General features: G+C 65.9%; 20 protein-coding genes. 4 read left to right on the top strand and 16 right to left on the bottom strand.

Features of this window, described 5'->3' with window-relative positions; translation table 11 throughout:
• Window positions 1-9: 9 nt before the first annotated feature.
• From EEB15_RS24155 to EEB15_RS24125, 7 genes are all read right to left on the bottom strand, one after another.
• Window positions 10-1,137 carry an acyl-CoA dehydrogenase family protein gene (locus EEB15_RS24155; protein ID WP_141512514.1) on the bottom strand — a complete coding sequence of 376 codons (1,128 nt, stop codon included), beginning with the start codon at window positions 1,135-1,137 and terminating at the stop codon, window positions 10-12.
• Between the two features lie 99 nt (window positions 1,138-1,236).
• Window positions 1,237-2,418 (bottom strand): acetyl-CoA C-acyltransferase, encoded by a 1,182-nt coding sequence (locus tag EEB15_RS24150; protein WP_141512513.1) that lies wholly within the window; start codon window positions 2,416-2,418, stop codon window positions 1,237-1,239.
• Between the two features lie 92 nt (window positions 2,419-2,510).
• Window positions 2,511-2,999, bottom strand: a complete 489-nt coding sequence (locus tag EEB15_RS24145; RefSeq protein ID WP_141512512.1) for a hypothetical protein — start codon at window positions 2,997-2,999, stop codon at window positions 2,511-2,513.
• Window positions 2,996-4,828 (bottom strand): bifunctional isocitrate dehydrogenase kinase/phosphatase, encoded by a 1,833-nt coding sequence (gene aceK, locus EEB15_RS24140; RefSeq protein WP_141512511.1) that lies wholly within the window; start codon window positions 4,826-4,828, stop codon window positions 2,996-2,998. The genes EEB15_RS24145 and aceK overlap by 4 nt, the downstream gene beginning before the upstream one ends.
• Before the next feature lie 7 nt (window positions 4,829-4,835).
• On the bottom strand, window positions 4,836-5,489 hold the full coding sequence (gene can, locus EEB15_RS24135) for a carbonate dehydratase (protein ID WP_141512510.1): 654 nt from the start codon (window positions 5,487-5,489) through the stop codon (window positions 4,836-4,838).
• A 73-nt stretch (window positions 5,490-5,562) separates the two neighbouring features.
• Window positions 5,563-6,744, bottom strand: a complete 1,182-nt coding sequence (locus EEB15_RS24130) for an isovaleryl-CoA dehydrogenase (RefSeq protein WP_141512509.1) — start codon at window positions 6,742-6,744, stop codon at window positions 5,563-5,565.
• A gap of 22 nt (window positions 6,745-6,766) precedes the next feature.
• A complete protein-coding gene (locus tag EEB15_RS24125) occupies window positions 6,767-7,234 on the bottom strand; it encodes a PaaI family thioesterase (protein WP_141512508.1) in 468 nt (155 codons plus the stop codon).
• 327 nt (window positions 7,235-7,561) lie between these two features.
• Between EEB15_RS24125 and EEB15_RS24120 the strand changes: the two genes are divergently transcribed.
• Complete coding sequence (locus tag EEB15_RS24120; RefSeq protein WP_141512507.1) at window positions 7,562-8,470, top strand: proline dehydrogenase family protein; 909 nt, start codon at window positions 7,562-7,564, stop codon at window positions 8,468-8,470.
• 9 nt (window positions 8,471-8,479) lie between these two features.
• Here EEB15_RS24120 and EEB15_RS24115 read toward each other — a convergent pair whose 3' ends face one another.
• Entirely contained in the window at window positions 8,480-8,887 is a 408-nt protein-coding gene (locus tag EEB15_RS24115) for a MerR family DNA-binding transcriptional regulator (protein WP_141512506.1), read from the bottom strand.
• A 125-nt stretch (window positions 8,888-9,012) separates the two neighbouring features.
• On the opposite strand from EEB15_RS24115, the gene EEB15_RS24110 reads away from it, so the two are divergent.
• Window positions 9,013-10,092: an MBL fold metallo-hydrolase gene (locus EEB15_RS24110; protein ID WP_141512505.1), complete on the top strand. Its 1,080-nt coding sequence runs from the start codon at window positions 9,013-9,015 to the stop codon at window positions 10,090-10,092.
• Here the strand turns inward: EEB15_RS24110 and EEB15_RS24105 are convergent.
• From EEB15_RS24105 to glyQ, 6 genes are all read right to left on the bottom strand, one after another.
• Window positions 10,082-13,150 carry a PAS domain-containing protein gene (locus tag EEB15_RS24105; protein ID WP_141512504.1) on the bottom strand — a complete coding sequence of 1,023 codons (3,069 nt, stop codon included), beginning with the start codon at window positions 13,148-13,150 and terminating at the stop codon, window positions 10,082-10,084. The genes EEB15_RS24110 and EEB15_RS24105 overlap by 11 nt on opposite strands.
• A 67-nt stretch (window positions 13,151-13,217) precedes the next feature.
• Entirely contained in the window at window positions 13,218-14,180 is a 963-nt protein-coding gene (locus EEB15_RS24100) for a M48 family metallopeptidase (RefSeq protein ID WP_141512503.1), read from the bottom strand.
• 79 nt (window positions 14,181-14,259) lie between these two features.
• On the bottom strand, window positions 14,260-15,003 hold the full coding sequence (locus EEB15_RS24095) for a 1-acyl-sn-glycerol-3-phosphate acyltransferase (RefSeq protein WP_141512502.1): 744 nt from the start codon (window positions 15,001-15,003) through the stop codon (window positions 14,260-14,262).
• A gap of 18 nt (window positions 15,004-15,021) precedes the next feature.
• Complete coding sequence (gene gmhB / locus EEB15_RS24090) at window positions 15,022-15,591, bottom strand: D-glycero-beta-D-manno-heptose 1,7-bisphosphate 7-phosphatase (protein ID WP_199236612.1); 570 nt, start codon at window positions 15,589-15,591, stop codon at window positions 15,022-15,024.
• Window positions 15,592-15,602: 11 nt separating this feature from the next.
• A complete protein-coding gene (gene glyS, locus EEB15_RS24085; RefSeq protein WP_141512500.1) occupies window positions 15,603-17,711 on the bottom strand; it encodes a glycine--tRNA ligase subunit beta in 2,109 nt (702 codons plus the stop codon).
• A gap of 3 nt (window positions 17,712-17,714) precedes the next feature.
• The gene (gene glyQ, locus EEB15_RS24080) at window positions 17,715-18,620 is read right to left on the bottom strand and encodes a glycine--tRNA ligase subunit alpha (protein ID WP_141512562.1); all 906 of its coding nucleotides are present in this window, start codon (window positions 18,618-18,620) and stop codon (window positions 17,715-17,717) included.
• Between the two features lie 85 nt (window positions 18,621-18,705).
• On the opposite strand from glyQ, the gene EEB15_RS24075 reads away from it, so the two are divergent.
• Both EEB15_RS24075 and EEB15_RS24070 read left to right on the top strand, forming a co-directional pair.
• Window positions 18,706-19,626 carry a bile acid:sodium symporter family protein gene (locus tag EEB15_RS24075; protein ID WP_255466384.1) on the top strand — a complete coding sequence of 307 codons (921 nt, stop codon included), beginning with the start codon at window positions 18,706-18,708 and terminating at the stop codon, window positions 19,624-19,626.
• The gene (locus EEB15_RS24070) at window positions 19,619-21,370 is read left to right on the top strand and encodes an amidohydrolase family protein (RefSeq protein WP_141512498.1); all 1,752 of its coding nucleotides are present in this window, start codon (window positions 19,619-19,621) and stop codon (window positions 21,368-21,370) included. The genes EEB15_RS24075 and EEB15_RS24070 overlap by 8 nt, the downstream gene beginning before the upstream one ends.
• Before the next feature lie 33 nt (window positions 21,371-21,403).
• Here EEB15_RS24070 and EEB15_RS24065 read toward each other — a convergent pair whose 3' ends face one another.
• Both EEB15_RS24065 and EEB15_RS24060 read right to left on the bottom strand, forming a co-directional pair.
• Entirely contained in the window at window positions 21,404-22,474 is a 1,071-nt protein-coding gene (locus EEB15_RS24065; RefSeq protein WP_141512497.1) for an asparaginase, read from the bottom strand.
• Window positions 22,475-22,495: 21 nt separating this feature from the next.
• Window positions 22,496-23,512 (bottom strand): porin, encoded by a 1,017-nt coding sequence (locus EEB15_RS24060; RefSeq protein WP_141512496.1) that lies wholly within the window; start codon window positions 23,510-23,512, stop codon window positions 22,496-22,498.
• Between the last annotated feature and the right edge of the window lie 14 nt (window positions 23,513-23,526).

Here is a 23,526-nt window from a genome sequence, read left to right as displayed (position 1 = left end):
CCAGCATGCTCAGAGCGCCCGCTGGATGATGATCTTCTGCACGTCCGAAGTGCCCTCGTAGATCTGGCAGACACGCACGTCGCGCCAGATGCGCTCGACCGGGAAATCGCTGACATAGCCGTAGCCGCCCAGGGTCTGGATCGCGGCACTGCAGACCTGCTCGGCCATCTCGCTGGCGAACAGCTTGGCCATCGCGGCTTCCTTCAGGCACGGCCTCCCGGCATCGCGCAGGCTCGCGGCATGCCAGATCAACTGGCGCGCGGCTTCGATCTGCGTCGCGCAGTCGGCCAGACGAAAGCCCACCGCCTGGTGGTTGATGATTGCCGTGCCGAAGCTTTGGCGCTCCTTCGCATACGCCACCGCCACTTCGAAAGCGCTGCGCGCCATGCCCACGCTCTGCGCGGCAATGCCGATGCGCCCGCCTTCCAGCGCCGACAGCGCGATCCTGTAGCCCTCGCCCTCTGCCCCGATCAGGTTCTCGGCCGGAATGCGGCAGTTGTCGAAGTTGATCTGCGCGGTGTCGCTGGAATGCTGGCCGATCTTGTCTTCCAGCCGCGCGACCACGTAGCCAGGCGTATCGGTCGGCACCAGGAAGGCGCTCATGCCCTTCTTGCCCGCGCCCTTGTCGGTGACCGCGATGACCACTGCGAGGTGTCCGTTCTTGCCGCTGGTGATGAACTGCTTGACGCCGTTGATCACGTAGCCGTCGCCGTCTTTCACCGCGGTGGTCTTCAAGGCCGAGGCATCGCTGCCCACGTGCGGCTCCGTCAGGCAGAACACGCCGAGCAGTTCGCCCTGTGCCAGCCGCGTCAGCCATTTCTTCTTCTGTGCCGCATTGCCGTAGCGCATCATGATGGCGTTGACCGGGCAGTTGGTGACGCTGATGGCGGTGCTGGTGCCGCCGTCGCCCGCCGCGATCTCTTCCAGCACCAGGGCGAGCGTCACGTAGTCGAGGTTGGCGCCCCCGAACTCCTCGGGCACGCAGATCCCGTACGCGCCCAGCGCTGCCAGGCCCGCATGCGCTTCGCGCGGGAACTGATGTTCCTTGTCCCAGCGCGGGGCGTTGGGCCAGAGCTCTTCCTGGGCGAAGGCGCGCACTGCGTCGCGCACCATTTCCTGGTCTTGGGTCAAAAGCATGTCGTGCCTGTCATGCCGGACTCGATCCGGCATCCATGGAGGCGTGCAAGCAAGCGCTGCATGGATTGCGGGTCAAGCCCGCAATGACAGTTCCTTTCTTTAGATCAGCTCGATCGCGACGGCGGTGCCCTCACCGCCGCCGATGCACAGCGTGGCGATGCCGCGCTTCTTGCCGCGGGCCTTCAAGGCGTGAATCAGCGTCACCATGATTCGGGCGCCCGAAGCGCCGATCGGGTGGCCCAGCGCGCAGGCGCCGCCGTTGACGTTGACGATGTCGTGCGCGACCTTCAGTTCTTCCATCAGCGCCATCGGCACCACGGCGAAGGCCTCGTTCACTTCCCACAGATCCACGTCGCTCACTTTCCAGCCCGTCTTGGCGAGCAGCTTGTTGACGGCGCCAACTGGGGCGGTGGTGAACCAGTTCGGCTCTTGCGCGTGCATGGTGTGGGCGACGATGCGGGCGATGGGTTTCGCGCCGTACTTCGTCGCGGTGGATTCCTTCATCATCACCAGCGCGGCGGCGCCGTCGTTGATGCTGGAGCTGGAAGCGGCGGTGATGGTGCCGTCCTTCTTGAACGCGGGCTTGAGCGTGGCAATCTTGTCCAGCTTGACCTTGCCCGGGCCTTCGTCGATGGAAATGACGACCTCGCCGGCGCGGCCCTTCACCGTGACCGGGGTGATCTCGGTGGCGAACGCACCGCTCTCCGTCGCGGCCTTGGCGCGCTGCACGCTGGCCACGGCGAATGCGTCCTGCGCCTCGCGCGTGAAGTTGTACTTGGCGGCGCACTCTTCGCCGAAGGTGCCCATGGCGCGGCCCGGCTCGTAAGCGTCTTCCAGGCCGTCCAGCATCATGTGGTCATAGATGCGGTCGTGGCCGATGCGGATGCCGCTGCGGCCCTTGAGCAGCAGGTGCGGCGCGTTGGTCATGCTTTCCATGCCGCCCGCGATCATCACGTCGTGCGTGCCGGCCAGCAGCATGTCGTGCGCGAACATCGCGGCCTTCATGCCCGAGCCGCACATCTTCGACAGCGTCACGGCGCCCGCGCTCGTGGGCAGGCCGCCCTTGAATGCCGCCTGGCGTGCCGGGGCCTGGCCCTGGCCTGCCATCAGGCAGTTGCCGAACAGGACCTCGCCCACGGCGTCGCCGGGGATGCCGGCGCGCTCGACAGCGGCCTTGATGGCGGCGCCGCCGAGGTCGTGAGCGGAAAGGGACGAAAAATCGCCCTGAAAGCCGCCCATGGGGGTGCGGGCGGCGCCGACGATGACGATGGAATCAGACATGGTTTGCCTCCCGACGAGCCGCCTCTAGGGAGGCAACGGCCCCCTCGGGGGGCAGCGAACGAATGTGAGCGTGGGGGTACATATTTACTCCTTCATGAAAGTTGGATCAATGTGCCGCGCTCTTCCTTGGCGATGCGGCGCAGGTAACTCTGGAACTCGGGGTCCTCGCCGCGCAGCAGCAGCGGCAGGGCGCTGTAGAAATCCTCGCGGTGGCACCATTCGCGCATGTAGTCGTCCCAGCTGTTCCAGCGCCGGGCCTCGGTCTCGGTCATCTTGGGTTTGAAGGCCACAAGATACGCGCGTTCGAATAACGACATCAGCATGTCGAAAATGACCAGCATGCGCTCGGTCTGCTCGATGGTCGGGTTCGCGAGCGGCTCGTTGGTGCGCAGGTGCAGGTCGGGGTTGGCCAGCACGACCTTGAGGAAGTCGTTGTAGGCGTTCGACAGCAGCTGGTAGCCCTCTTCGTCCTCGTTGTCGCGCTCCTTGCGCTGCTCCCAGGCGAAGAAGATGATGGCGAACGGCAGCGCCACGACGGTGACGATGAAGCTGGCGAGTTCCCAGGCATCGCGTGCGTTCATGTGCTGGCGGAAGTGTGGCGCTTCGCAAAGCGCTTCTCGCGCTCGTACGGAAAGACGTCGTGCACATGGCCGGCCTGGATGCGCTCCTTGTGCGCCCGCCAGAACTCCGCCTGCAGCAGATCGGCATGGTGCTTCATGAACACACCACGCACCGCGTCATTGCCCAAGAGGAAAGGGCCGAACGTTTCCGGAAACACATCGTGCGGGCCGACGTTGTACCAGACCTCGCCCGACATCTCCTCTTCCTCGTTGCGCGCGGCGGGCACGGTGCGAAAGTTGCAATCGGTGATGTATTCGATCTCGTCGTAGTCGTAGAACACGACCTTGCCGTTGCGGGTGACGCCGAAGTTCTTCCACAGCATGTCGCCGGGGAAGATGTTGGCGGCCACCAGGTCCTTGATGGCGTTGCCGTATTCGACGACGGCGCGCTCGATCTGGTCCTGCGCATGCTCGGTGGCAACGTTGTCGGCCCCAGCTGCCTTGCCCGCGTCGAACGCCTCCTGCAGATAGATGTTGAGCGGGATCATGCGGCGCTCGATGTACAGGTGCTTGATGACCACTTCCTCGTGGCCGTCGCCGTCGCGGTCGCCGATCTCGAGCTGGCTGGGCGCGAACTTGCGGATCTCCTCGATCAGCTCGTCCTCGAACCGGTCGCGCGCGAAAGCCACCTCGCTGTATTCCAGCGAGTCGGCCATGCGGCCGACGCGGTCGTGCTGCTTGACCAGCAGGTACTTGCCCTTGATCTTCTCGCGCGTCGTGTCCTTCTGCGGCGGGTAGTAGTCCTTGATCAGCTTGAACACGTAGGGGAACGACGGCAGGTCGAACACCAGCATCACCATGCCCTTGATGCCGGGCGCGATGCGGAACTTGTCGCTGGAATGCTTCAGGTGATAAAGGAAGTCGCGGTAGAACAGCGTCTTGCCCTGCTTGGCCAGGCCCAGCGCGTTGTAGATCTCGTTGCGCGGCTTGCGCGGCATCAGCGAACGCAGGAACTGCACATAGGCCGACGGCACTTCCATGTCGACCATGAAGTAGGCGCGCGCGAAAGAGAACAGCGCCTGCAGGTCGTCCTCGCCGAACAGGCACGCGTCGATCACCAGTTTGCCGTGCTTGCTATGGAGAACGGGCAGCGCGAACGGCACTTCGTTGAACCCGTTGATGATCTTGCCCACGACGTAGGCACCCTTGTTGCGGAAGAACAGCGACGACAGCACCTGGATCTGGAAGTTGGCGCGCAGCTTCACCTGCGCCAGCCGCGCGGCCATCGCCTGCACCACATAGCCGGCGTCGCGCTGCAGGTCCTCGAAGGGCCGCTGCAGCTGGAAGTTGTCGATGATGCGCACCACCGTGTCGCCCAGGCTTTCGCGCGTGGGGTAATAGGCGCGGTAGGTCGGCGTCGCGGCAGGCTCGTCGTTCTCGATGTATTCGGTGGACACCGCCGGCCGCACGAAGATGAAGTCGTTGTGGAAGTACGTGCGGTGCAGGATTTTGGTGGTGACCGAGTTGAAGAAGGTTTCGGCCAGTTCGGGCTGGTGGTGGTCGATCAACAGGCCGATGTAGTGCAGCTTGACCTGTTGCCAGACTTCCATCGGCTGCTCGCCGGCCTTGAATTCCTTTTCCAGCCGCAGCGAGGCTTCTTTCACGCGCAGATCGTAGAACTCGATGCGCTCGCGCTGGGCCCGCTGCTGGCCGTGCCAGTCGGCCGTCTCGAAGCGGTGCTTGGCCCTGGCCGATTCGGTGCGGAACAGCCGGTAGTGGCGGTTGAAGCCGTCCATCATCGCCTTGGCGATGTCGTAAGCAAGCGGGGAGTCGAGGCGTTGCGGGAACATCGAGGGCCTACTTGCGCGAGGAGGTGACACCTTCGACGGCCGCGCGGTACAGGGGCTCGATCGAATCCGTGCTGTCCACCGTCATGTGCAGGTCCTGCAGCAGGCCGTCGTGCACGCCGTAAGACCATCCGTGCACGCTGATCTTCTGGCCCTTGGCCCACGCATCGACCATCACCGTGCTCACGCAGACATTGACCACCTGTTCGATGACGTTCAGTTCCACCAGCGCATCGGCGCGGTTGTCGGCCGGCAGACTTTCGAGCAGGCCCCGATGTCGGTCGCGCACATCCTGGATGTGGCGGATCCAGTTGTCGGCCAGGCCGATACGGGCGCCGTCCAGCGCCGCCTGCACGCCGCCGCAGCCGTAGTGGCCGACCACCATGACGTGCTCGACCTTCAGCATCTCCACCGCAAACTGGATCGCCGACAGCGCGTTCAGATCCGAGTGGACGACGATGTTCGCCACGTTGCGGTGTACGAATACTTCACCGGGCTCCAGCCCCGTGATCTGGTTCGCCGGCACCCGGCTGTCGGAGCAGCCGATCCACATGTACTTGGGCTTTTGCTGCTGGGTGAGCCCGCTGAAAAAACCGGGGCGGGTGCGCTCCATCTCCGCGGCCCAGGCGCGGTTGTGGGTGAAGAGGTCTTGGAGTGAGGACATATTGCGTATTTTGGCTCTTCCGCCGCGCTGCGCACTACGCAGGATTACCGACCGAGCGGTCGGGTGGGCCAGCTCACATCGTTTCCGCGAACAACTCCCTGCCAATCAGCATGCGGCGAATCTCGCTCGTGCCCGCCCCGATCTCATACAGCTTGGCGTCGCGCCACAAGCGCCCCAGCGGGTATTCGTTGATGTAGCCGTTGCCGCCGAACAGCTGGATGCCCTCGCCGGCCATCCAGGTCGCCTTCTCGGCGCACCACAGGATGACCGAGGCGCAGTCCTTGCGCACCTGTCGCACGTGCTCAGTGCCCAGCATGTCGAGGTTCTTGCCCACGGTGTAGCAAAAGGCACGACCCGCCTGCAGCACCGTGTACATGTCGGCCACCTTGCCCTGCACCAGCTGGAACTCGCCGATGCTCTGGCCAAACTGCTTGCGGTCGTGAATGTAGGGAACCACGTTGTCCATCACCGCCTGCATGATGCCGATCGGGCCGGCGGCCAGCACGGCGCGCTCGTAGTCCAGGCCCGACATCAGCACCTTGGCGCCGCCGTTCAGCGTGCCCAGCACGTTGGCGGCCGGCACTTCGACGTTGTTGAACACCATCTCACCGGTGTGGCTGCCGCGCATGCCCAGCTTGTCGAGCTTTTGCGCCGTGGAAAAGCCCTTCATGCCCTTTTCGACGATGAAGGCGGTGACGCCGCGCGCGCCCAGTTGCGGCTCGGTCTTGGCGTAGACCACCATGGTGTCGGCGTCCGGGCCGTTGGTGATCCACATCTTGGTGCCGTTCAGGACGTAGTAGCCGCCCTTCTCCTCGGCCTTGAGCTTCATGCTGATCACGTCGCTGCCGGCGCCCGGCTCGCTCATCGCCAGCGCGCCGACGTGTTCGCCGGAGATCAGCTTGGGAAGGTACTTCCTGCGCTGCTCGTCGCTGCCGTTGCGCTTGATCTGGTTGACGCACAGGTTGCTGTGCGCGCCGTACGACAGCCCCACCGAGGCGGAGGCGCGGGAAATTTCTTCCATCGCGATCATGTGCGCGAGGTAGCCCATGTTGGCGCCGCCGTACTCTTCCGCCACGGTGATGCCCAGCACGCCCAGCTCGCCCATCTTGCGCCACAGGTCCATCGGGAACTGATCGCTGCGGTCGATCTCGGCGGCGCGAGGCGCGATCTCGGCTTCGGCAAACGAGCGAACGGCGTCGCGCAGCGCATCGATGTCTTCACCCAGCTGGAAGTTCAGGCCTGGAAGGTCGGTCATGGGAGTCTCCTTGGGGTCGTGTTCAGTGCTGGATACCGTCGCGGCCGTACACCGCCATCAGCGTGCAGGCCATGGTGGCGATGAGTTTCTCGCGCCCGCCGTCGATCGCATAGGCCTTGCCTTCGACGACAGTGACGGTGCGGCCGGGCTTGATGACCAGGCCTTCCATACGGAAGCGCTCGCCCTTGGCGGGCGCGAGCAAGTTGATCTTGTATTCGATGGTCAGCACGGCGGCATCGGCAGGCATCAGGCTGAAGCCCGCATAGCCGCAAGCCGAATCCATCGCGGTGGCCACCATGCCGGCGTGCAGGAAGCCGTGTTGCTGGGTCAAGGCTTGGGCCCACGGCAGCTCGATCACCACCCTGCCCGCTTCCACCGACGCCAGCGTGGCGCCAATGGTCCGCATCGCGTCCTGGCGGTCAAAGCTGGCGCGCACGCGGTCGGCGTAGGCGGGATCTTTCGGGTCGAAGCCGGTGAGACTCGAGGGCATCGCGGCGCTCCAGGCGAGTTGACGTTTACGTAAACGTCAATTATGCCCAGTTTTTGGTTTTGGGGGAATGCGCATCCCCTATGATGGGCCCGCCTCCGCCATTCATCCACGGACCCACCGCAAATGCACGCCGCCGCCTGGCCGCCCTCGACGAAGCGCTGAACGCGCACGCAGGAACGAACTCGCCTGAGAGGTGAGTTCGTATTCCGTCGCGCGACCCGAGTTGCTCGGGCCGCGCAATTCCCAGCATCCTGATCCGACACCGCCGGTGCGCCGCATCCGGCGTTGCGCTGGCTTGGGCTGCGCCATTTCGTCATGGACACAAGAATGCAATTGCTCAACACACTCATCGCTCGCGCGGTTCCCTTCATTCCCCGCTCGATCGTTCAGAGACTCTCACGGCGTTACATCGCGGGCGCCACGATCGAGGAAACGGCCCGGCGAACCCGCCAATTGAACGCGCAGGGGTTCTGCGTCACGCTCGACGTGCTCGGCGAGGGAATCTCGACCATGCGCGAAGCACAGGCTACCGCCGAGGAGTACATGCACCTCCTCGAAACCATCCGGACGCAAGGATTGCGTGCCGACATCTCGGTCAAACCCTCTGCGCTGGGACTGCTGCTTGACGTGGCGGAATGCGAAGGCCTGCTCGACCAGCTCCTGGCGTCCGCGAAGGCGGGCGGCAGCAGCGTCTGTATCGACATGGAAGACGCGAGCTGCACGCAGCTGGAGATCGATTTGTTCACCCGCTTGCGGTCTCGCCACGACAACGTCAGCATCGCATTGCAGGCCTACCTCCAGCGCAGCTATCGAGACATCGAGCCTCTCGTGGGCCTGGGCTTTCCGCTTCGCATCTGCAAAGGCATCTACCTCGAAGACCGGCAGCATCTGGTTGCCGACGCCTGGAATCGCCGCGCCGCGATCAACCCGCACTTCCTGAAGCACGTCGCACGCTGCTTTGAAACGGACACCTTCGTCGCGATCGCCACACACGACGAATCGCTCATCGATCAAATCATCGAGCTGATCCGGCGAAACGGCATCGACACGGCGCGCTTCGAGCTCCAGATGCTGCTGGGCGTCTGCGAGCCGCTGCGCGACAGGCTGTTGCGCATGGGCTTCACCGTGCGCGTCTACGTGCCGTATGGTGCGGACTGGTACGCGTACAGCGTCCGTCGATTGAAGGAGAACCCGCGCATCGCCGGTCACGTGGCGCGGGCGCTCCTCGGTTTCTGATGGCGCGCTTTAGGCGGCCTGCCTGGGCTTTTCGCTGCGGCTGAGGAGTGCGCGGGCCTCTTTCTCGTGCACGCGCACCTCCTCCAGGTTGGCCTGCAGGTCCGCCATCTGTTCTTCCAGCTGCTTCCTGTGCTGGGCCAGCACGGCCAGGAATTTCTTCAGCTGCGGCCCGGTGTCGCGCGGGCTGTCGTACATGTCGATGATGTCCTTGGCCTCGGTCAGCGACAGCCCCAGCCGCTTGGCGCGCAGCGTGAGTTTGAGCCGGGTGCGGTCTCGGGCGCTGTAGACGCGATTGCGCCCGCCGGGGCCGGAGCGCTCCGGCTGCAGCAGGCCCATGTCCTCGTAAAAGCGCATGGCGCGCGTGGTCAGGTCGAACTCTTTCGCCAGGTCGCTGATGGTGTAGGTCGTGGTGGCCAAGGAGAGCGCTTCCTAAAGTTTGCATGTACGGCAGGGGACAGTGGGGCCATCGCCCCGTCCCTACAATGCGGATTACATATGACGTTAACGTAAACGTCAATGATCCTCTACCGCAAGGCGCACCGATGAACGCTCAGGAACAGCTGCTGGACTACCCGTTCGGCGACGTCATGCCCGGCCAGGGCGAGACCATGGTGGTGGCGCCGGGAGAGGGCAGCGGCCTCGTGCCGGCCGTGAAGTGGATCCGCATGGCTCTGCCCTTCCAGCTGAACCACATCAACCTCTGGCTGCTGCGCGACGAGATCGACGGCCGCCCTGGTTGGACAGTGGTGGACTGCTGCATCAGCCGCGACGAGTCCAAGGCACAGTGGGAAAGCATCTTCGAGACCCAGCTGGAGGGCCTGCCGATCCTGCGCGTGATCGTGACGCACATGCACCCGGACCACATCGGCCTGGCGCACTGGCTGTGCGCGCGCTGGAAGGCGCCGCTGTGGATCAGCGCGACCGATTTCAACGCGGCGCGCATGGCATCGCAAAGCACCACCGGCTTCGGCGGCGAAAGCGCGGCCAGCTTCTTCGCCTCGCACGGCCTCACCGACACGGACTCGCTGGAAAAGATCCGCGGCCGCTCCAACTACTACCCGGGCATGGTGCCGGACGTGCCGCGCGCCTTTCGCCGCATGCAGGACGGTGACCTCATCGCGATCGGCGGCCGTGACTGGCGGTGCATCAGCGGCTTCGGGCACGCGCCCGAGCACATCGCGCTGTATTGCGATTCGCTGAAGGTGCTGATCAGCGGCGACATGATGCTGCCGCGCATTTCCACCAACGTGAGCGTGTACGACGTCGAGCCCGAGTCCGATCCACTGCGGCAGTTCCTGGAATCCATCGACAAGTTCAAGCACCTGCCTGAAGACACGCTGACCTTGCCCTCGCACGGCAAGCCCTTCCGCGGTTTGCACGAACGCATCCAGCAGCTGCACGATCATCACCGCGACCGGCTGGCCGAGGTGATCGAGGCGTGCCAACAGGCACCCCAGTCCGCGGCCGACGTGCTGCCGGTGTTGTTCAAGCGCGAGCTCGACTTGCACCAGACGACTTTCGCGATGGGGGAATCGGTGGCGCACCTGCACGCGCTGTGGTTCGCGGGCAAGCTGCGGCGCGAACTGGGCAGCGACGGCATCTACCGCTTCGCTATGGCCTGACGTCGTCCCCGGTGAGCCAGGCGGGCGGCGCACTGTCGGACAGCGCGAAGAAGAAGGTCGTGCCCTCGCCCCGCCGAGACTCGGCCCAGACCCGCCCCTGGTGCCGGGCCACGATGCGCCGCACGGTGGCCAAGCCAATGCCGGTACCGGGAAACTCGGTGTCCGCGTGCAGCCGCTGGAATGCGGTGAACAGCTTTCCGGCATAGGCCATGTCGAAGCCGACGCCGTTGTCGCGCACGAAGAACACGCCGCCGCCCTGGCTGCCAACCTCGATCCGGGTTTGCTCGCGCTGCGCAGTGAACTTCCAGGCGTTTCCCAGCAGGTTCTCGATCACGAGGCGCAGCAAGCGCACATCGCCTTGCACCACCAGCCCCTCCTCGACGTAGACCGCGGCCTGCCGCTGCGGATGCTGCATCTGCAGGCCCTCGAACGTCTCGCGCGCCAGGGCGCTCAGGTCCACCCGCCCGTAGCTCACGGGGGCGCGCACGACCTTGGCCAATGACAAAAGCGCCTCGATCAGCTGCTCCATCTTTCCTACGCCGGCCTGGATGCGATCGAGGTAATGGTGCGCGCGCTCGTCGGGGTGGTTCTCCAGCTTGAGTTCCAGCGCGCGCGCGAAGCCGCCCACGGCGCCGAGCGGTGCGCGCAGGTCATGCGATACCGAATAGGAAAACGCTTCGAGTTCCTGGTTCGAGGCGCGCAGCGCGCCCTCGATCGCCTTGAATTCGGTGATGTCGGCGTCAATGCCCACCCAGAACACGACCTGGCCCTCTTCGTCCTGCACCGGCGCGGCCTTGTACGACATCGTGTGGTAGCTGCCGTCGCGCGCCTTGACGCGGCGCACGCCGCTGTAGGTGGTGAGTGCCGCGCTGGACCGCAGCCAGTTCGCCGCCACTTCGGCGCGGTCGTCTGGGTGGATAGCCGCCATGCCGGTGTGGCCCAACCAGTCTTGCGGCGAACCGCCGACCAGCTCGTACCAGGCGCGGTTGAAGAAAGTGATGCGGCCTTGCGCATCGGCGGTCCACACCACCTCGGGCGCCTGTTCCGCTTGGGTGCGGAACAGCCGCTCCTGCTGTGCCAGCGCGGCGGTTCGCTCGGCGATGCGCGCCTCCAGGTTGGCGTTGAGTTTGCGGATTTCGGCCAACAGGGCCGCGTTGTCGAGCTCGGCCTGCTTGCGCTGGGTCACGTCCTGCACCACACCGCCGAACCACACCGGCTCGCCCAGTTCGTTGCGTCTTGCCTCGGCGATCTCGTGCATCCACGCGATGCTCCCGTCCGGCTTGACGGCCCGGTAGTCGAGCGTCGCGACCTTGCCGTCGCGCAGCGCCGAATCCCGCGCCGGCTTCAGCAAGGGCCGGTCTTCCGGATGGACGCGTTGTTCGAGTTCTTGCAATGTGGGCGTGAAATCTCCGGGCGTGATGCCGAACAGGGCGTACACCTCGTCCGACCACCAGAGCCGGCCACTCGCCAAGTCAAGCTCCCAGTTGCCGACGCGGCCGATGCGTTGCGTCTCGATGAGCTTGCGTTGTGTTTCCTGGAGTTGTTCGAGTTGCGCCGCGCGTTCGGCCTGCAGGCGCTCCAGGTCCGTCACGTCGGTGAACACCACCAGGCCGCCGCTGGTCCCGCCTTCACCACGTATCGGCTGCCATGTGCATTGCAGTAGCCGCCCTTGCGGAACTTGCGGGTTGCGCACCACCAGCAGCGGCGCGCGCCCGCTCTCGCCCCGCGCGGAGCGCACCATCGGGAGTTCGTCCGCCTCGTAGGGCGTGACACCATCGGGATGATAGAAGCCGAACAGCTCGGGCCAGTGCTGGGGCTTCGTCTCAGGACCGTGCAGCGGGAACAAGCGGGCAGCCGCTTCGTTGAACATCAGGAACTGGCCCGTGCCGGTCACGGCGAGCAACGCCTCCTGCATGCTGTTGAGAACCAGATCGAGCGCGCCATAGGCATCGCGGCTGCGCCGGAGCTCGGTCTCCAGGTGCGCCCGGCGAAGCTGCAGCGAATCGGCCATGAGGTTGAACGCGGCGCCGATACGGGCGAACTCGCCGCGGGGGGAGGCTCCCCCTACCGGCACGCGCGCGTCCAGGCTTCCCCGTTCCAGCCGCCGAACCGTGCCAAGGATCTGCTTGGCCGGCTTGACGATCACTCGCCCGCCGATCCACCAGGTCACGCCGACGGCCAGCAGCAGCGCGCCCGCCAGCACCAGCAACGAATCGCTCAGGTGCCTTGTGGCATTGACCGTGACCATGGACTTGGCGATGCCCACGCGAACGATGAAACCTTCTTGCCCCACCTGCCGCCCCGGCGCAAAGGCGAAGACGCGCTCCTCACCGCCCAGGTCGACGTCTTCGCCAACGCCGCTTCGCTGGGCCTGGGCAACCGCCAGCTGGTCTGGCGGCAGCCCCTGGCTCGGCACCTGCCCGCCGGTCGATGGCGGGAATTCCATCAACACATGCCCACGCCGGTCGGCCACCAGCACGCGCGCGCCGGCGGGCAGTTCCGCCCGCCCGAGGGCCTGCGTCGCGTGCTGCAGATCGAGGCTGGCAAACACCACCCCCGCCAATTTTTCTCCATCCATGACCGGCAAGGCGAAGGGAATGGCCCGGCGCCCGGTAAGGCGGCCCACGATGGGTTCACCGATGACGAAACGGCGCTGACTGAGGGCGTCGCGGAAGTACGAACGGTCCGCCAGGTTGCCGTCGCCGCTCGTGCCCTGTGCATGGCACACGACGCTTCCGTCCGGCGCGATCAATCCGATGTTGGAGTACATCGGATAGCTGTCGCGCAGCCCCTGGAAGTAGGCCTGGCAGCGCCCCCGGTCGGCCGCCCGCAGCTCGGGTATGGCCGCGATCGCCCCCAACAGCTGTTCCGCCGCGTCCACCGCGCGGTCCTGGTTGGCGGCAAGCAGGGACGCCGCGAAACGCAGCTGGGACTGGGCCTGCTCGGTAGCCGAGCGCGATTCGCGCAGCGCCACCCACAGCGAGAGCGCGAACATCGGCAGAACAGCGGCCATCATCAGGACGACCAGCCGCTCCCGCAAACTCAGCGTCCCTTTCAATCTCCCCCCTTGGTTACGGCGCGAACGAGCGCCTCGCGTAACCCAGTGTAGCCCTGCCGTGGGCGACTCACCAGGGCGGGAGCGCCTCGTCCTTCAGCTGGCCGCGCAGATGGGCGTAATCCGGCACCACCGTGCGCACGGTTTCCCAGAAACGGGGGCTGTGATCCATCACCCGCAGGTGGCTAAGCTCGTGCGCCACCACGTAGTCGATCACCGGCAGGCGGAAGTGGATAAGCCGCCAGTTCAGGCGGATGAGACCGTCCGAATGCGCCGTGCCCCAGCGCGTCCCGGCGCTGGACAGCACCAGCTTGCGCCACGCCACACCCAGCTGCGGCGCGTAGTGGTCGAGGCGTTCGGTGAACAGTTCCTTGGCGCGGCGCATCAGCCATGCCTGTACCGCGTCGCGCACCTGCTCGGGCTGCGCGTTCTGCGCCAGGCCCACGTGCAGCGTATGGCGCGGCATGCCAGGCAGCGCTTCGCCATCGACGTTGAGGACGGCGCCCACTTCACTGAACGCGTGCCTCGGGTCCAGCACCACGATCACCTGTTCGCCAAGGTACGGAAAGACCGCACCGTCTTTCCATTGGATGCGCGCCGATTCGATGCGGCGATGCCGCTCGCCGGCTTCACCCAGTTTCTTGACGATCCAGCCGGACTTGGTCTTGACGGCGGCGTCGATCTCGTAGAGCGGAACCCATTTGGGCGCGGTGACGGTGAGGCCCTCGGGACCGACCGTGAAACCGATGTTTCGGCGCTTGGCGCGGCGCAGTTCGAAGGCCACGATCGAGTCGCCCAGAACCGCCTCGCGGTTGGCTCTCGGATGGCGGAACGAGGCCGGCGCCAGCACCTGCTCGAGCAGTTCGGCGGGGCGGGGATCGACCGTCACCAGCGTCGCCGTATCCACCGGTGTGGGCACGGGCGCCTTGGCCTTGCGCTTGCGCGGCGACGTTGCTTTCGGCACCTCGCCGCCCGGGCCGGCCATGGGGGCGGGGTCGAACAAATCCAGCGTGAACTGCAACAGCGCCTGCATGGGCCGGGAGTTTATCTGCTGGCGACGCGAGCGGCGCGCGATGGGGTGATTCGTTGGGGCTATTGGCGCCCTCGGACCGCTATTGTTGCGGGTACGCCTCGGGATCGAGACGGCGCATCTCGGCTTCGATCCACGCCTCGGCCTCGCGCATCAATTCGTCCGGGCTGCGGCCCTGGCTCGCGATGGGCTTGCCGATCGACACGTCGACCAGGCCCGGGCGTTTGATGAATGCCTTGCGCGGCCAGACCTTCGCGGACGTGACGGCGATGGGGATCACCGGCGCGCCGGTTTCCACGGCCAGCCGCGTGCCGCCCTGCTTGTAGTCGCCCTTCTGGCCGCGCGGGATGCGCGTGCCTTCAGGGAACATGATGACCCAGATGCCCTGCGCCAGCAGGCGCTTGCCCTGTTCCACCACCTTGTTGAAAGCCCTGGCGCGCAGCCGCCGGTCGATGTGGATCATGTCCATGCGGCCCATGGCCCAGCCGAAGAACGGCACGAAGATCAGCTCGCGCTTGAAGACGTAAGCCAGCGGATGCGGCATCAGCGTGGGGATGAGGAACGTCTCCAGCGTGGACTGATGCTTGACCAGCAGGATCGCCGGGCTTTTTTCGCCGAGCGGCAGGTTCTCGAACCCCGTCACCCGCACTTCGATGCCCAGGATGCCCCGGCCGATAGGCCCCACCGCCCAGGTGAGCCAGCGCACCGCCATCCACCACATCTGCGTGCCGTTGCTCCACAGCGACGCCGTCACCATGTAGATGCCCCAGGGAATCACCGTCACGAGCATCCAGAGCGCGTGAAGAACCGAACGAATGAACGCCATGTGTTGGAAAGGAAAAGGTCAGGCCGCGGCCTTGGCCGTGGCAGAGCGCGCGATCAGCCAGTCGGCGAAAGCGGCGAGGTCTTCGTGCACGCGCGTGCCGTTCGGATACGTTTCGGGCAGCGTGCGGCCGCGGAACTCCGCGCCTTTTCCGGTGAGCACCAGATGGGGCTCGCAGCCCGCGGCCACGCCCGCCTGCAGGTCGCGCAGTCCGTCGCCTACGACGGGCGTGCCTTTGAGATCGACCCCGAAGCGATCGGCAATCTGCTCGAACAGGCCCGGCAGGGGCTTGCGGCACTGGCAGCCCTCGTCGGGGCTGTGGGGGCAGTAGAACACCGCGTCGATGCGCCCGCCTTGCGCAGACAGCAGCTTGTGCATCTTGGCGTGCATGGCGTTGAGCGACGCGACGTCGAACAGCCCCCGCCCCAACCCCGACTGGTTGGACGCGATCACGGTGTGCCAGCCCGCGTGATTCAGCCGTGCGATGGCTTCGAGCGCGCCGGGCAGCGGCGTCCACTCCTCCGGCGACTTGATGTACTCGTCGCTGTCGGCGTTGATCGTTCCGTCGCGGTCGAGGATGACGAGTTTCATGATGTTGCCGTTCAGGTGGCTAGCCGAGACAGGTCCGCGACGCGGTTCATGGCCTGGTGCAGCGTAGCGAGCAGGCCCAGGCGGTTCAGGCGCAGGTCGGTTTCTTCCGCGTTGACCATCACGCCATCGAAGAACGCATCGACCGGGCCGCGCAGCGCGGCCAGGGTCTGCAGCGAACCTGTGTGATCGCCGGACTCGAACTGCTTGCCGGCTTTGGGCGCGACATCCTTCATGGCCGCGTAGAGCGCCTGCTCGGCCGGCTCCTTGAGCAGCACCTCGCTGACATGCGCATCCACTGTGCCGTCGGCCTTCTTCAGGATGTTGCCGATGCGCTTGTTGGCGGCGGCCAGTGCAGGCGCTTCGGGCAGCGCGGCGAAAGCGCGCACCGCGGCAAGGCGCTTGGCGACGTCGCCGAGACGTTGCGGGCGCAGTGCCAAGACGGCATCGACTTCCTGCGCGCTGTAGCCCTGTTCGCGCAGGGAGCCGGCGAGGCGGTCGTAAATGAAGTCGGAAAGCTGCTGCGCGGTTTCGGCGCCGGCCTGCGGGAACAGGCCGAGCGCTTTCGCCACCAGATCGCCCAGCGACAGGGACAAATCTTTTTCCATCAACATCCGCACGATGCCGAGCGCATGGCGGCGCAGCGCGAACGGGTCCTTGTCGCCGGTCGGCAACTGGCCGACGGCGAACAGGCCGGCCAGCGTTTCGAGCTTGTCGGCGATCGCTACCACCAGGCCCGTTGGGTTGCGAGGCAGTGTGTCGCCTGCGAAGCGCGGCTTGTAGTGGTCCTCGATCGCGTCGGCGACGTCCAGGGCCAAACCGTCGTTGAGCGCGTAATAGCGGCCCATCGTGCCCTGCAGTTCGGGGAACTCGCCCACCATGTCGGTCACGAGGTCGGCCTTGGCCAGTTGCGCGGCGCGGTCGGCTTGCGCCGCCACCTGGGTGTCGCCCAGCAGCGCGGCGATCGCCTTGGCAATGGCGCGCACCCGCTCCACGCGCTCGCCCTGTGTGCCCAGCTTGTTGTGATAGACGACCTTGGAGAGGCCGGCGACGCGCGATTCGAGCGTCTTCTTGCGGTCCTGGTCGAAGAAGAACTTCGCATCGGCCAGGCGGGGGCGCACCACGCGCTCGTTGCCGCCGATCACCGCGCTCGCGTCATCCGGACGGATGTTGCTAACGACCAGGAACTTGTTGGTGAGCTTGCCCGCCGCGTCGAGCAGGGGAAAGTATTTCTGATTGGCCTTCATCGTGAGGATCAGGCATTCCTGCGGTACTTCGAGAAACTCTTTCTCGAACTCGCAGGTCAGCACGTTCGGGCGTTCGACCAGGCCCGTCACTTCGTCGAGCAGCGCCTCGTCTTCGATCGCCTTGGCGCCGCCGCCCACCTTGGCCGCGGCATCGGCGAGCTGGCGCACGATCTCCGCGCGGCGCGCCTCGAAGCTGGCGATGACGGACCCGTCTTTTTCCAGCGTGGCGGCGTAGTCGTCGGCATTCCTGATCACCACCGTCTCGGCCGCGGCCTCGAAGCGGTGGCCGCGCGTCTGGTTGCCGGCCTTCAAGCCGAGCACTTCGATGGGGACCACTTCGCCGCCGTGCAACGCGATCAGCGAATGCGCCGGGCGCACGAACTTCACGTCGCTCCAGCCGTCGGCCAGTTGGTAGGTCATGACCTTGGGGATTGGCAACTTGGCGATGCTTTCGTCCAACGCCTTCTGCAGGCCTTCGGCCAGGGTCGCGCCCTTGACGTTGCTGTCGTAGAACAGCGCTTCGGCCTTGCCATCCATGGCTCGCTTCAGGCCCGGCACCGCCGAGGCGTCCGCGCCCAACGCCTGCAGCTTCTTCAGCAGCGCGGGCGTCGCGTTGCCGGCTGTATCGAGCCCGACGCTTACGGGCATCAGCTTTTGCGATACGGCCTTATCGGCACCATGTGAGGCCACAGCTGTCACGTGTGCCGCCAAGCGGCGCGGCGAAGCGTATGACGTCAGCTTCGATTCGGAAGTGACCAAGCCCTGCGTCTTGAGCTGTTCGAACAACACGCCGGCGAAAGCATCGCCCAATTTCCGGAGCGCCTTCGGCGGCAGCTCTTCCACGAACAGTTCGACCAATAGATTCTGCGTTGCCATGTCTTACGCCGCCTTCTTCTGCATGTCGGCGACCCATTCGCGCGGCGCCATCGGGAAACCCAGGCGCTCGCGGCTGTCGTAATAACTTTGCGCGACGGCGCGCGCGAGGTTGCGGATGCGGCCGATGTAGGCCGCGCGCTCGGTCACGCTGATCGCGCCGCGCGCGTCCAGCAGATTGAAACTATGAGCCGCCTTGAGCACCTGCTCGTAGGCCGGCAGGGCCAGCGCTTGTTCCATCAAATACTTCGCCTGTTTCTCGTGGGCGCTGAACGCCGTGAACAGAAAATCTGCGTCGCTGTGCTCGAAGTTGTACGCCGACTGCTCTTTCTCGTTCTGCAGGTAGACGTCGCCATAGCTGAGCGTGTCGGTCCACTTCAGGTCGTAGACGTTGTCCACGCCCTGCAGGTACATGGCCAGGCGTTCCAGGCCATAGGTGATCTCGCCGGTGATCGGCTTGCAGTTGATGCCGCCGACCTGCTGGAAGTAGGTGAACTGCGTCACCTCCATGCCGTTCAGCCAGACTTCCCAGCCCAGGCCCCAGGCGCCCAGCGTGGGGTTCTCCCAGTCGTCCTCGACGAAGCGAACGTCGTTCTTCTTCAAGTCGAATCCAAGAGCTTGCAGCGAGCCCAGGTACAAGTCGAGGATGTTCGCCGGCGCAGGCTTGAGCACCACCTGGTATTGGTAGTAGTGCTGCAGGCGGTTCGGGTTCTCGCCATAGCGGCCGTCCTTCGGGCGGCGGCTGGGCTGCACATAGGCGGCTTTCCAAGGCTCCGGGCCGAGGGCGCGCAGGAACGTCGCGGTATGAGAGGTGCCGGCGCCGACCTCCATGTCATAGGGCTGGAGCAGGGCGCAGCCTTGCTTGTCCCAGTAGGACTGCAAGGTCAGGATGATTTGCTGGAAGGTCAACATAGCCAGGGGCACGGGCGGGCTCGGCCCGGTGTGAAACGGTGGGAAGGACGCGGAAGCCCGCGAAAACCCTCGATTTTACGGGCGTTTGTCCGTTTACCCTTCTGGCGGAGGAGACCGCATGACAACCCAACAACTGATCCTCGGCCTGGTGCTGGCCACCATGGTGTTCTCGGTCGCGCTGGAACTGAAGGTGGACGACTTCAAACGGGTGGCGCAGACGCCTCGGGCGGTCATCTGCGGCCTCATCCCCCAATTCATCCTGCTGCCCGTCGGCACCTGGGCCGCGACCCTGGTGCTGGACCTGCCGCCCAATGTCGAGGCCGCGATGATGCTGGTGGCGTCCTGCCCCGGCGGCAGCTTGAGCAACGTGGTCACCCATTTCGGGCGCGGCAACACCGCCCTGTCGGTCAGCGTGTCGGCGGTCGCGGCGCTGATGGCGCTGGTGCTGACGCCCTTCAACTTCAGCTGGATGGTGGCCGCAAATCCGGCGACGGCTTCCTGGCTGCGGACGCTGAGCATCGACGCCTCCGACATCTGGATCAGCCTCCTGGTGCTGCTGGCCGTCCCCATGTCGCTGGGCCTCTTGATCGCGCATCGGCTGCCTCCACTCACGGCGCGCATCCAGAAGCCGCTGGCGAACTTCTCGCTGTTCGCGCTGCTCGCCTTCATCGTGCTGGGGCTGATCAAGGAACGGCAGTTGCTCACGCTCGGCCTGCTGCCCATGCTGCTGATCGTCATCGTGCACAACGCCAGCGGCCTGTTTTTCGGCTGGGCGACGTCCAAGGCCATGGGTGTGAGCGAACGCGACAGGCGCGCTGTGATGATCGAGGGCGGCATGCAGAACTCGGGGCTGGCGCTGGGCATCATTGCCGTGCAGTTCAACTCCGACCTGGGGATGGTGATCATCGCCAGCCTGTGGGGGATGTGGCACATCGTGAGCGGGATGTCGCTCGCATTCTTCTGGCGGCGCAGCGATGCCGCCGTCCTGAGGGCGCAGCATGCTTGATCTGATCATTCGCGGCGGCACGGTGGTGGACGGCAGCGGCGCCGAGCCGCGCACGGCCGATATCGGGATCGCCAACGGCCGCATTGTCGAAGTCGGGCGCATCACAGCCACCGCGCGCGAGACGGTCGATGCGGCGGGGGCCTGGGTCACACCCGGCTTCGTCGACATCCATACCCACTACGACGGGCAGGCGACCTGGGATGACACCTTCAGCCCCAGCATCCACCACGGCGTGACGACTCTGGCGATGGGGAACTGCGGGGTCGGCTTCGCGCCGGTACGGCCGGGCGGCCAGGATGGCCTCATCAAGCTGATGGAAGGCGTGGAAGACATTCCAGGCGCCGCCCTGCACGAAGGCATCCGTTGGGGCTGGGAGAGCTTCCCGCAGTACATGGATGCGCTGGAGCGCGACGCGCGCAGCCTGGACTACCTGGTGCAGGTGCCGCACGATCCGCTGCGCATGTACGTGATGGGCGACCGCGCGCAGGCGAAGCAGGTCGCGACCGACGCCGACATCTCCGCCATGTGCGCGCTGCTGCGAGAGGCACTGCAGGCCGGCGCCGCGGGCTTCAGCACCGGCCGCAGCGACAACCACCGCACGTCGGAGGGCAAGGACACACCGGCCGCGAAAGCGAGCGCCGCGGAGCTCACCGGCATCGCGCAGGCCTTCGCCGGCCTGTCGCACGGCGTGGTGCAGATGGTGAGCGACTTCGACCTGATGCAAGGTCCGGCACGCTTCGACGCCGAGTTCGACTTGGTGGAGCAGTTGGCAGCAGCGTCGGGTCGCCCGCTGTCCATGACATGGCTGCAACGTGACCCGGGTGGCGAGCAGTACAAGGCGATCCAGGTGCGCACCGAAGCCGCCGTGGCGCGCGGCCTGCCCCTCTACTTGCAGACCGCTGCGCGTGGCATCGGCGTCATCATCGGGTTGGACGCCAGCTTCCACCCGTTCATGGGATTTGCCGGCTACAAGGAAGTGGCGCAGTTGCCCACGGCCGAACGGGCCGCCGCGCTACGCGACCCGGCGCGCAAGGCGCAGGTTCTTTCGCAGAAGTCGGACCGGCTGGCGGGCGACGGTACGGCCATCCCGCCGCTTGTCGACATCCTGCTGCAGCGCATCGACATGATCAGCGGGCGCATGTTCCCGCTGGACGAGCGGCTCGACTACGAGCCGTCGGTGATGCAAAGCTTTCTGGTTCGGGCCAAGCAGGCGGGCATCTCCCCGCTGGAAGCGCTGTACGACTGGCTGAGCGCAGGCGACGGCGGCAACCTCATCTACTTCCCCATCTTCAACTACAACGAAGGGTCGCTGAACAGCCTGCGCCAGATGCTCGCGCATCCGCGCGCGTTGTTCGGGCTGGCCGATTCGGGCGCGCACGTGGGCACGGTGTGCGACGCCAGTTTCACCACCTTCATGCTGACGCACTGGGTGCGTGACCGTGCACAAGGCAAGCTGCCGCTCGAGACGGCGGTGGAGATGCTGACCGCCCGGAATGCACGCTACCTGGGCCTGGCCGACCGCGGCCGCATTGCGCCGGGCTTGCGCGCCGACATCAACGTCATCGACCCGCAGCGCCTGGGCGTCGGAACGCCTCGGCTGGTGCACGACCTGCCCGCCGGCGGCCGCCGCTTCCTGCAGAAGGCCGAGGGTTATGTCGGCACATGGGTAAATGGCGAGGCCGTCACGCAGAACGGCCAGGTCACGCAAGCGCGACCCGGCCGGCTGGTGCGCATGGGCCGCTGAACGGACCCGCGCCTTGTTACTTCAGTCGTTGCTTCAGTACTGCCAGAAGATGCGCTGGAGTTCTTTCGCGTCGTTCGTCTTGGTCAGCGCTACGGCCGCCAGAATCCGCGCCTTCTGCGGGTTCAGGTCATGCGCCACCACCCAGTCGTACTTGTCGTCGGGCTGCTCGCCATTGCGCAGCACGAAGCCGTCGGGCACGCGGGCCGAGCGGATGATCTGCACACCCTTGGCGCGCATGCCGCGCATGGTGTCGACCATGTAGTTGGCGACCGAGCCGTTGCCCGTGCCCGCATGGATGATGGCCTTGGCGCCCAGCTTCATCGCGCCTTCATACATCTCAGGGTACATCTGGCCCGTTGCGTAGACGATCTGCACCATCGGCAGGGTGTCGATGTTGGCGATGTCGAACTCGCTCTGGCTGGTGTGCGTCTTGACTGGGTTGCGGAACCAGTAGGTCTTGCCCTCCACCACCATGCCCAGCGGGCCCCACTGGCTGTAGAACGCATTGGTCTTGATGTTGACGCGCTTGGTCGCTTCGCGGCCCGAGTGGATCTCGTCGTTCATCACCAGCAGCGTGCCCTTGCCGCGCGAGGCCTTGTCGCCGGCTACAACGACCGCGTCGTACAAGTTCAGCATGCCGTCGGCCGACATCGAGGTCGACGGACGCATGGAAGCCACCAGCACGATCGGCTTGTCGGTATGCACCACCAGGCTCAGGAAATAGGCCGTCTCCTCCGCCGTGTCCGTGCCGTGCGTGATGACGATGCCATCGACGCCCGGCTGGGCGGCGAGCTGCGCCACGCGCTTGGCCAGCTGCACCAGCTTCTCGTTGGTGAAGGCTTCCGAGGCGATCTGGAACACCTGCTCGCCGGTGACGTTGGCGACGTCCTTCAGTTCCGGCACGCCGGCGATCAGCTTGTCGACCGGCACCTTGGCGGCGGCGTACGACGCGCTGTTGGCCGTGGTGGCGCCGGCGCCGGCGATGGTGCCGCCGGTGGCCAGGATCACGACGTTCGGCTTGGCCGTTTGCGCGGCGGCCAGCACCGCCCACGCCGCCAGCGCGAAGCCGGCGACGAGGTTCTTGAATGTCCGTTGGTAATGCATGTCGGTGGTACTCCAGGGTGGTTAGAACTTGTGGCGAATGCCGACGTTGAGCCAGCTGATGTCGGTGCCGGGGACGCCGGAGCCTGTGGCGCCGGCGCTGTCGTTGCGGATGGTCGAGTAGGACGTGTAGAAGTTGGTGCGCTTGGACAATGCATAAGTCGCGCCAAGCTGCCAGTAGGCGGCGTCGGCGTTGGGCACGAGACGGTCGTCGTGGCGCACGTACGAGGCCATCACCGACACGGGGCCGACCGGCGCGCTGATGCCGAGCATGTAGTCGCGGCTCTTGCCGGTGGTGGCGCCGGCGGCGTCCTTGTCGCTGTTGGTCGCCAGCGCCGCGTGCAGCTTGACGGCCTTCAGGTCGTAGGCGCCGCCGACGAGCGCGGTGCGGCTGTCGCCGGTGTCCGCGCCTCCGGCCGTCTGGCCTTGCAGGTGATACGCGGCGACCACGGTCAGCGGGCCGCCTTCGTAGGTGCCTGCGGCGCCCCATTGGCTGCCCGTGGATGTGCTGCCCGAAACTTCGCCCAGGCCGTACGCCACTTCGCCGGAGAAACCGCCCATCGCCGGCGTCGAATAGTTGATCGTGTTGTTCATGCGCACGCCGAAGCTGCGGAACACGGCGGAGATGCCCGATCCGTCGCCGGTGATGCCGGTGCCCAGCGGGTCGATGGTGTCCAGCGCGCCGAAAAGCGGCACGTACTGGCGGCCGAGCTTGAGGGAACCGAAGCCCCCGTTGAGGCCCACCCACGACTGGCGGCCGAACGCCAGTCCGCCCTGCCCCGCCGCGCCGGTCGTCGCGTCCAGGCCCATCTCGAGCTGGAACGAGGCGGACAGGCCGCCACCCAAGTCCTCATTGCCCTTGAAGCCCAGGCGGCTGCCCGACTGGATGCCGCTGGACAGGCGCGTGGTGTTGCCACCGGGGGACAGGCGCGTCTGCTCGAGGCCGACGTCGACGACGCCATAGACGGTGACGCTGGACTGGGCGAAAGCGCCGGTGGCAAGCGCCCCCAGCACCGCGAAGGCGAGTAGCGATTTATTCATGATGTGTCCTCAAA

The sequence above is a fragment of the Ramlibacter sp. WS9 genome (assembly GCF_003797765.1).
In the GTDB taxonomy this organism is placed as follows: domain Bacteria; phylum Pseudomonadota; class Gammaproteobacteria; order Burkholderiales; family Burkholderiaceae_C; genus Ramlibacter.
Note: the sequence above shows the minus strand (reverse complement) of the source record. Positions and strands in the feature narration are given on the sequence as shown.

Coding starts and splice junctions, on each gene's coding strand:
- EEB15_RS24155 (WP_141512514.1), bottom strand. CDS start 1,137: ATGCTTTTGACCCAAGACCAGGAAATGGTGCGCGACGCAGTGCGCGCC.
- gmhB (WP_199236612.1), bottom strand. CDS start 15,591: ATGAAACTCGTCATCCTCGACCGCGACGGAACGATCAACGCCGACAGC.
- EEB15_RS24095 (WP_141512502.1), bottom strand. CDS start 15,003: ATGGCGTTCATTCGTTCGGTTCTTCACGCGCTCTGGATGCTCGTGACG.
- aceK (WP_141512511.1), bottom strand. CDS start 4,828: ATGTTCCCGCAACGCCTCGACTCCCCGCTTGCTTACGACATCGCCAAG.
- EEB15_RS24130 (WP_141512509.1), bottom strand. CDS start 6,744: ATGACCGACCTTCCAGGCCTGAACTTCCAGCTGGGTGAAGACATCGAT.
- glyS (WP_141512500.1), bottom strand. CDS start 17,711: ATGGCAACGCAGAATCTATTGGTCGAACTGTTCGTGGAAGAGCTGCCG.
- EEB15_RS24100 (WP_141512503.1), bottom strand. CDS start 14,180: ATGCAGGCGCTGTTGCAGTTCACGCTGGATTTGTTCGACCCCGCCCCC.
- can (WP_141512510.1), bottom strand. CDS start 5,489: ATGTCCTCACTCCAAGACCTCTTCACCCACAACCGCGCCTGGGCCGCG.
- EEB15_RS24150 (WP_141512513.1), bottom strand. CDS start 2,418: ATGTCTGATTCCATCGTCATCGTCGGCGCCGCCCGCACCCCCATGGGC.
- EEB15_RS24120 (WP_141512507.1), top strand. CDS start 7,562: ATGCAATTGCTCAACACACTCATCGCTCGCGCGGTTCCCTTCATTCCC.
- EEB15_RS24070 (WP_141512498.1), top strand. CDS start 19,619: ATGCTTGATCTGATCATTCGCGGCGGCACGGTGGTGGACGGCAGCGGC.
- glyQ (WP_141512562.1), bottom strand. CDS start 18,620: ATGTTGACCTTCCAGCAAATCATCCTGACCTTGCAGTCCTACTGGGAC.
- EEB15_RS24110 (WP_141512505.1), top strand. CDS start 9,013: ATGAACGCTCAGGAACAGCTGCTGGACTACCCGTTCGGCGACGTCATG.
- EEB15_RS24125 (WP_141512508.1), bottom strand. CDS start 7,234: ATGCCCTCGAGTCTCACCGGCTTCGACCCGAAAGATCCCGCCTACGCC.
- EEB15_RS24060 (WP_141512496.1), bottom strand. CDS start 23,512: ATGAATAAATCGCTACTCGCCTTCGCGGTGCTGGGGGCGCTTGCCACC.
- EEB15_RS24145 (WP_141512512.1), bottom strand. CDS start 2,999: ATGAACGCACGCGATGCCTGGGAACTCGCCAGCTTCATCGTCACCGTC.
- EEB15_RS24065 (WP_141512497.1), bottom strand. CDS start 22,474: ATGCATTACCAACGGACATTCAAGAACCTCGTCGCCGGCTTCGCGCTG.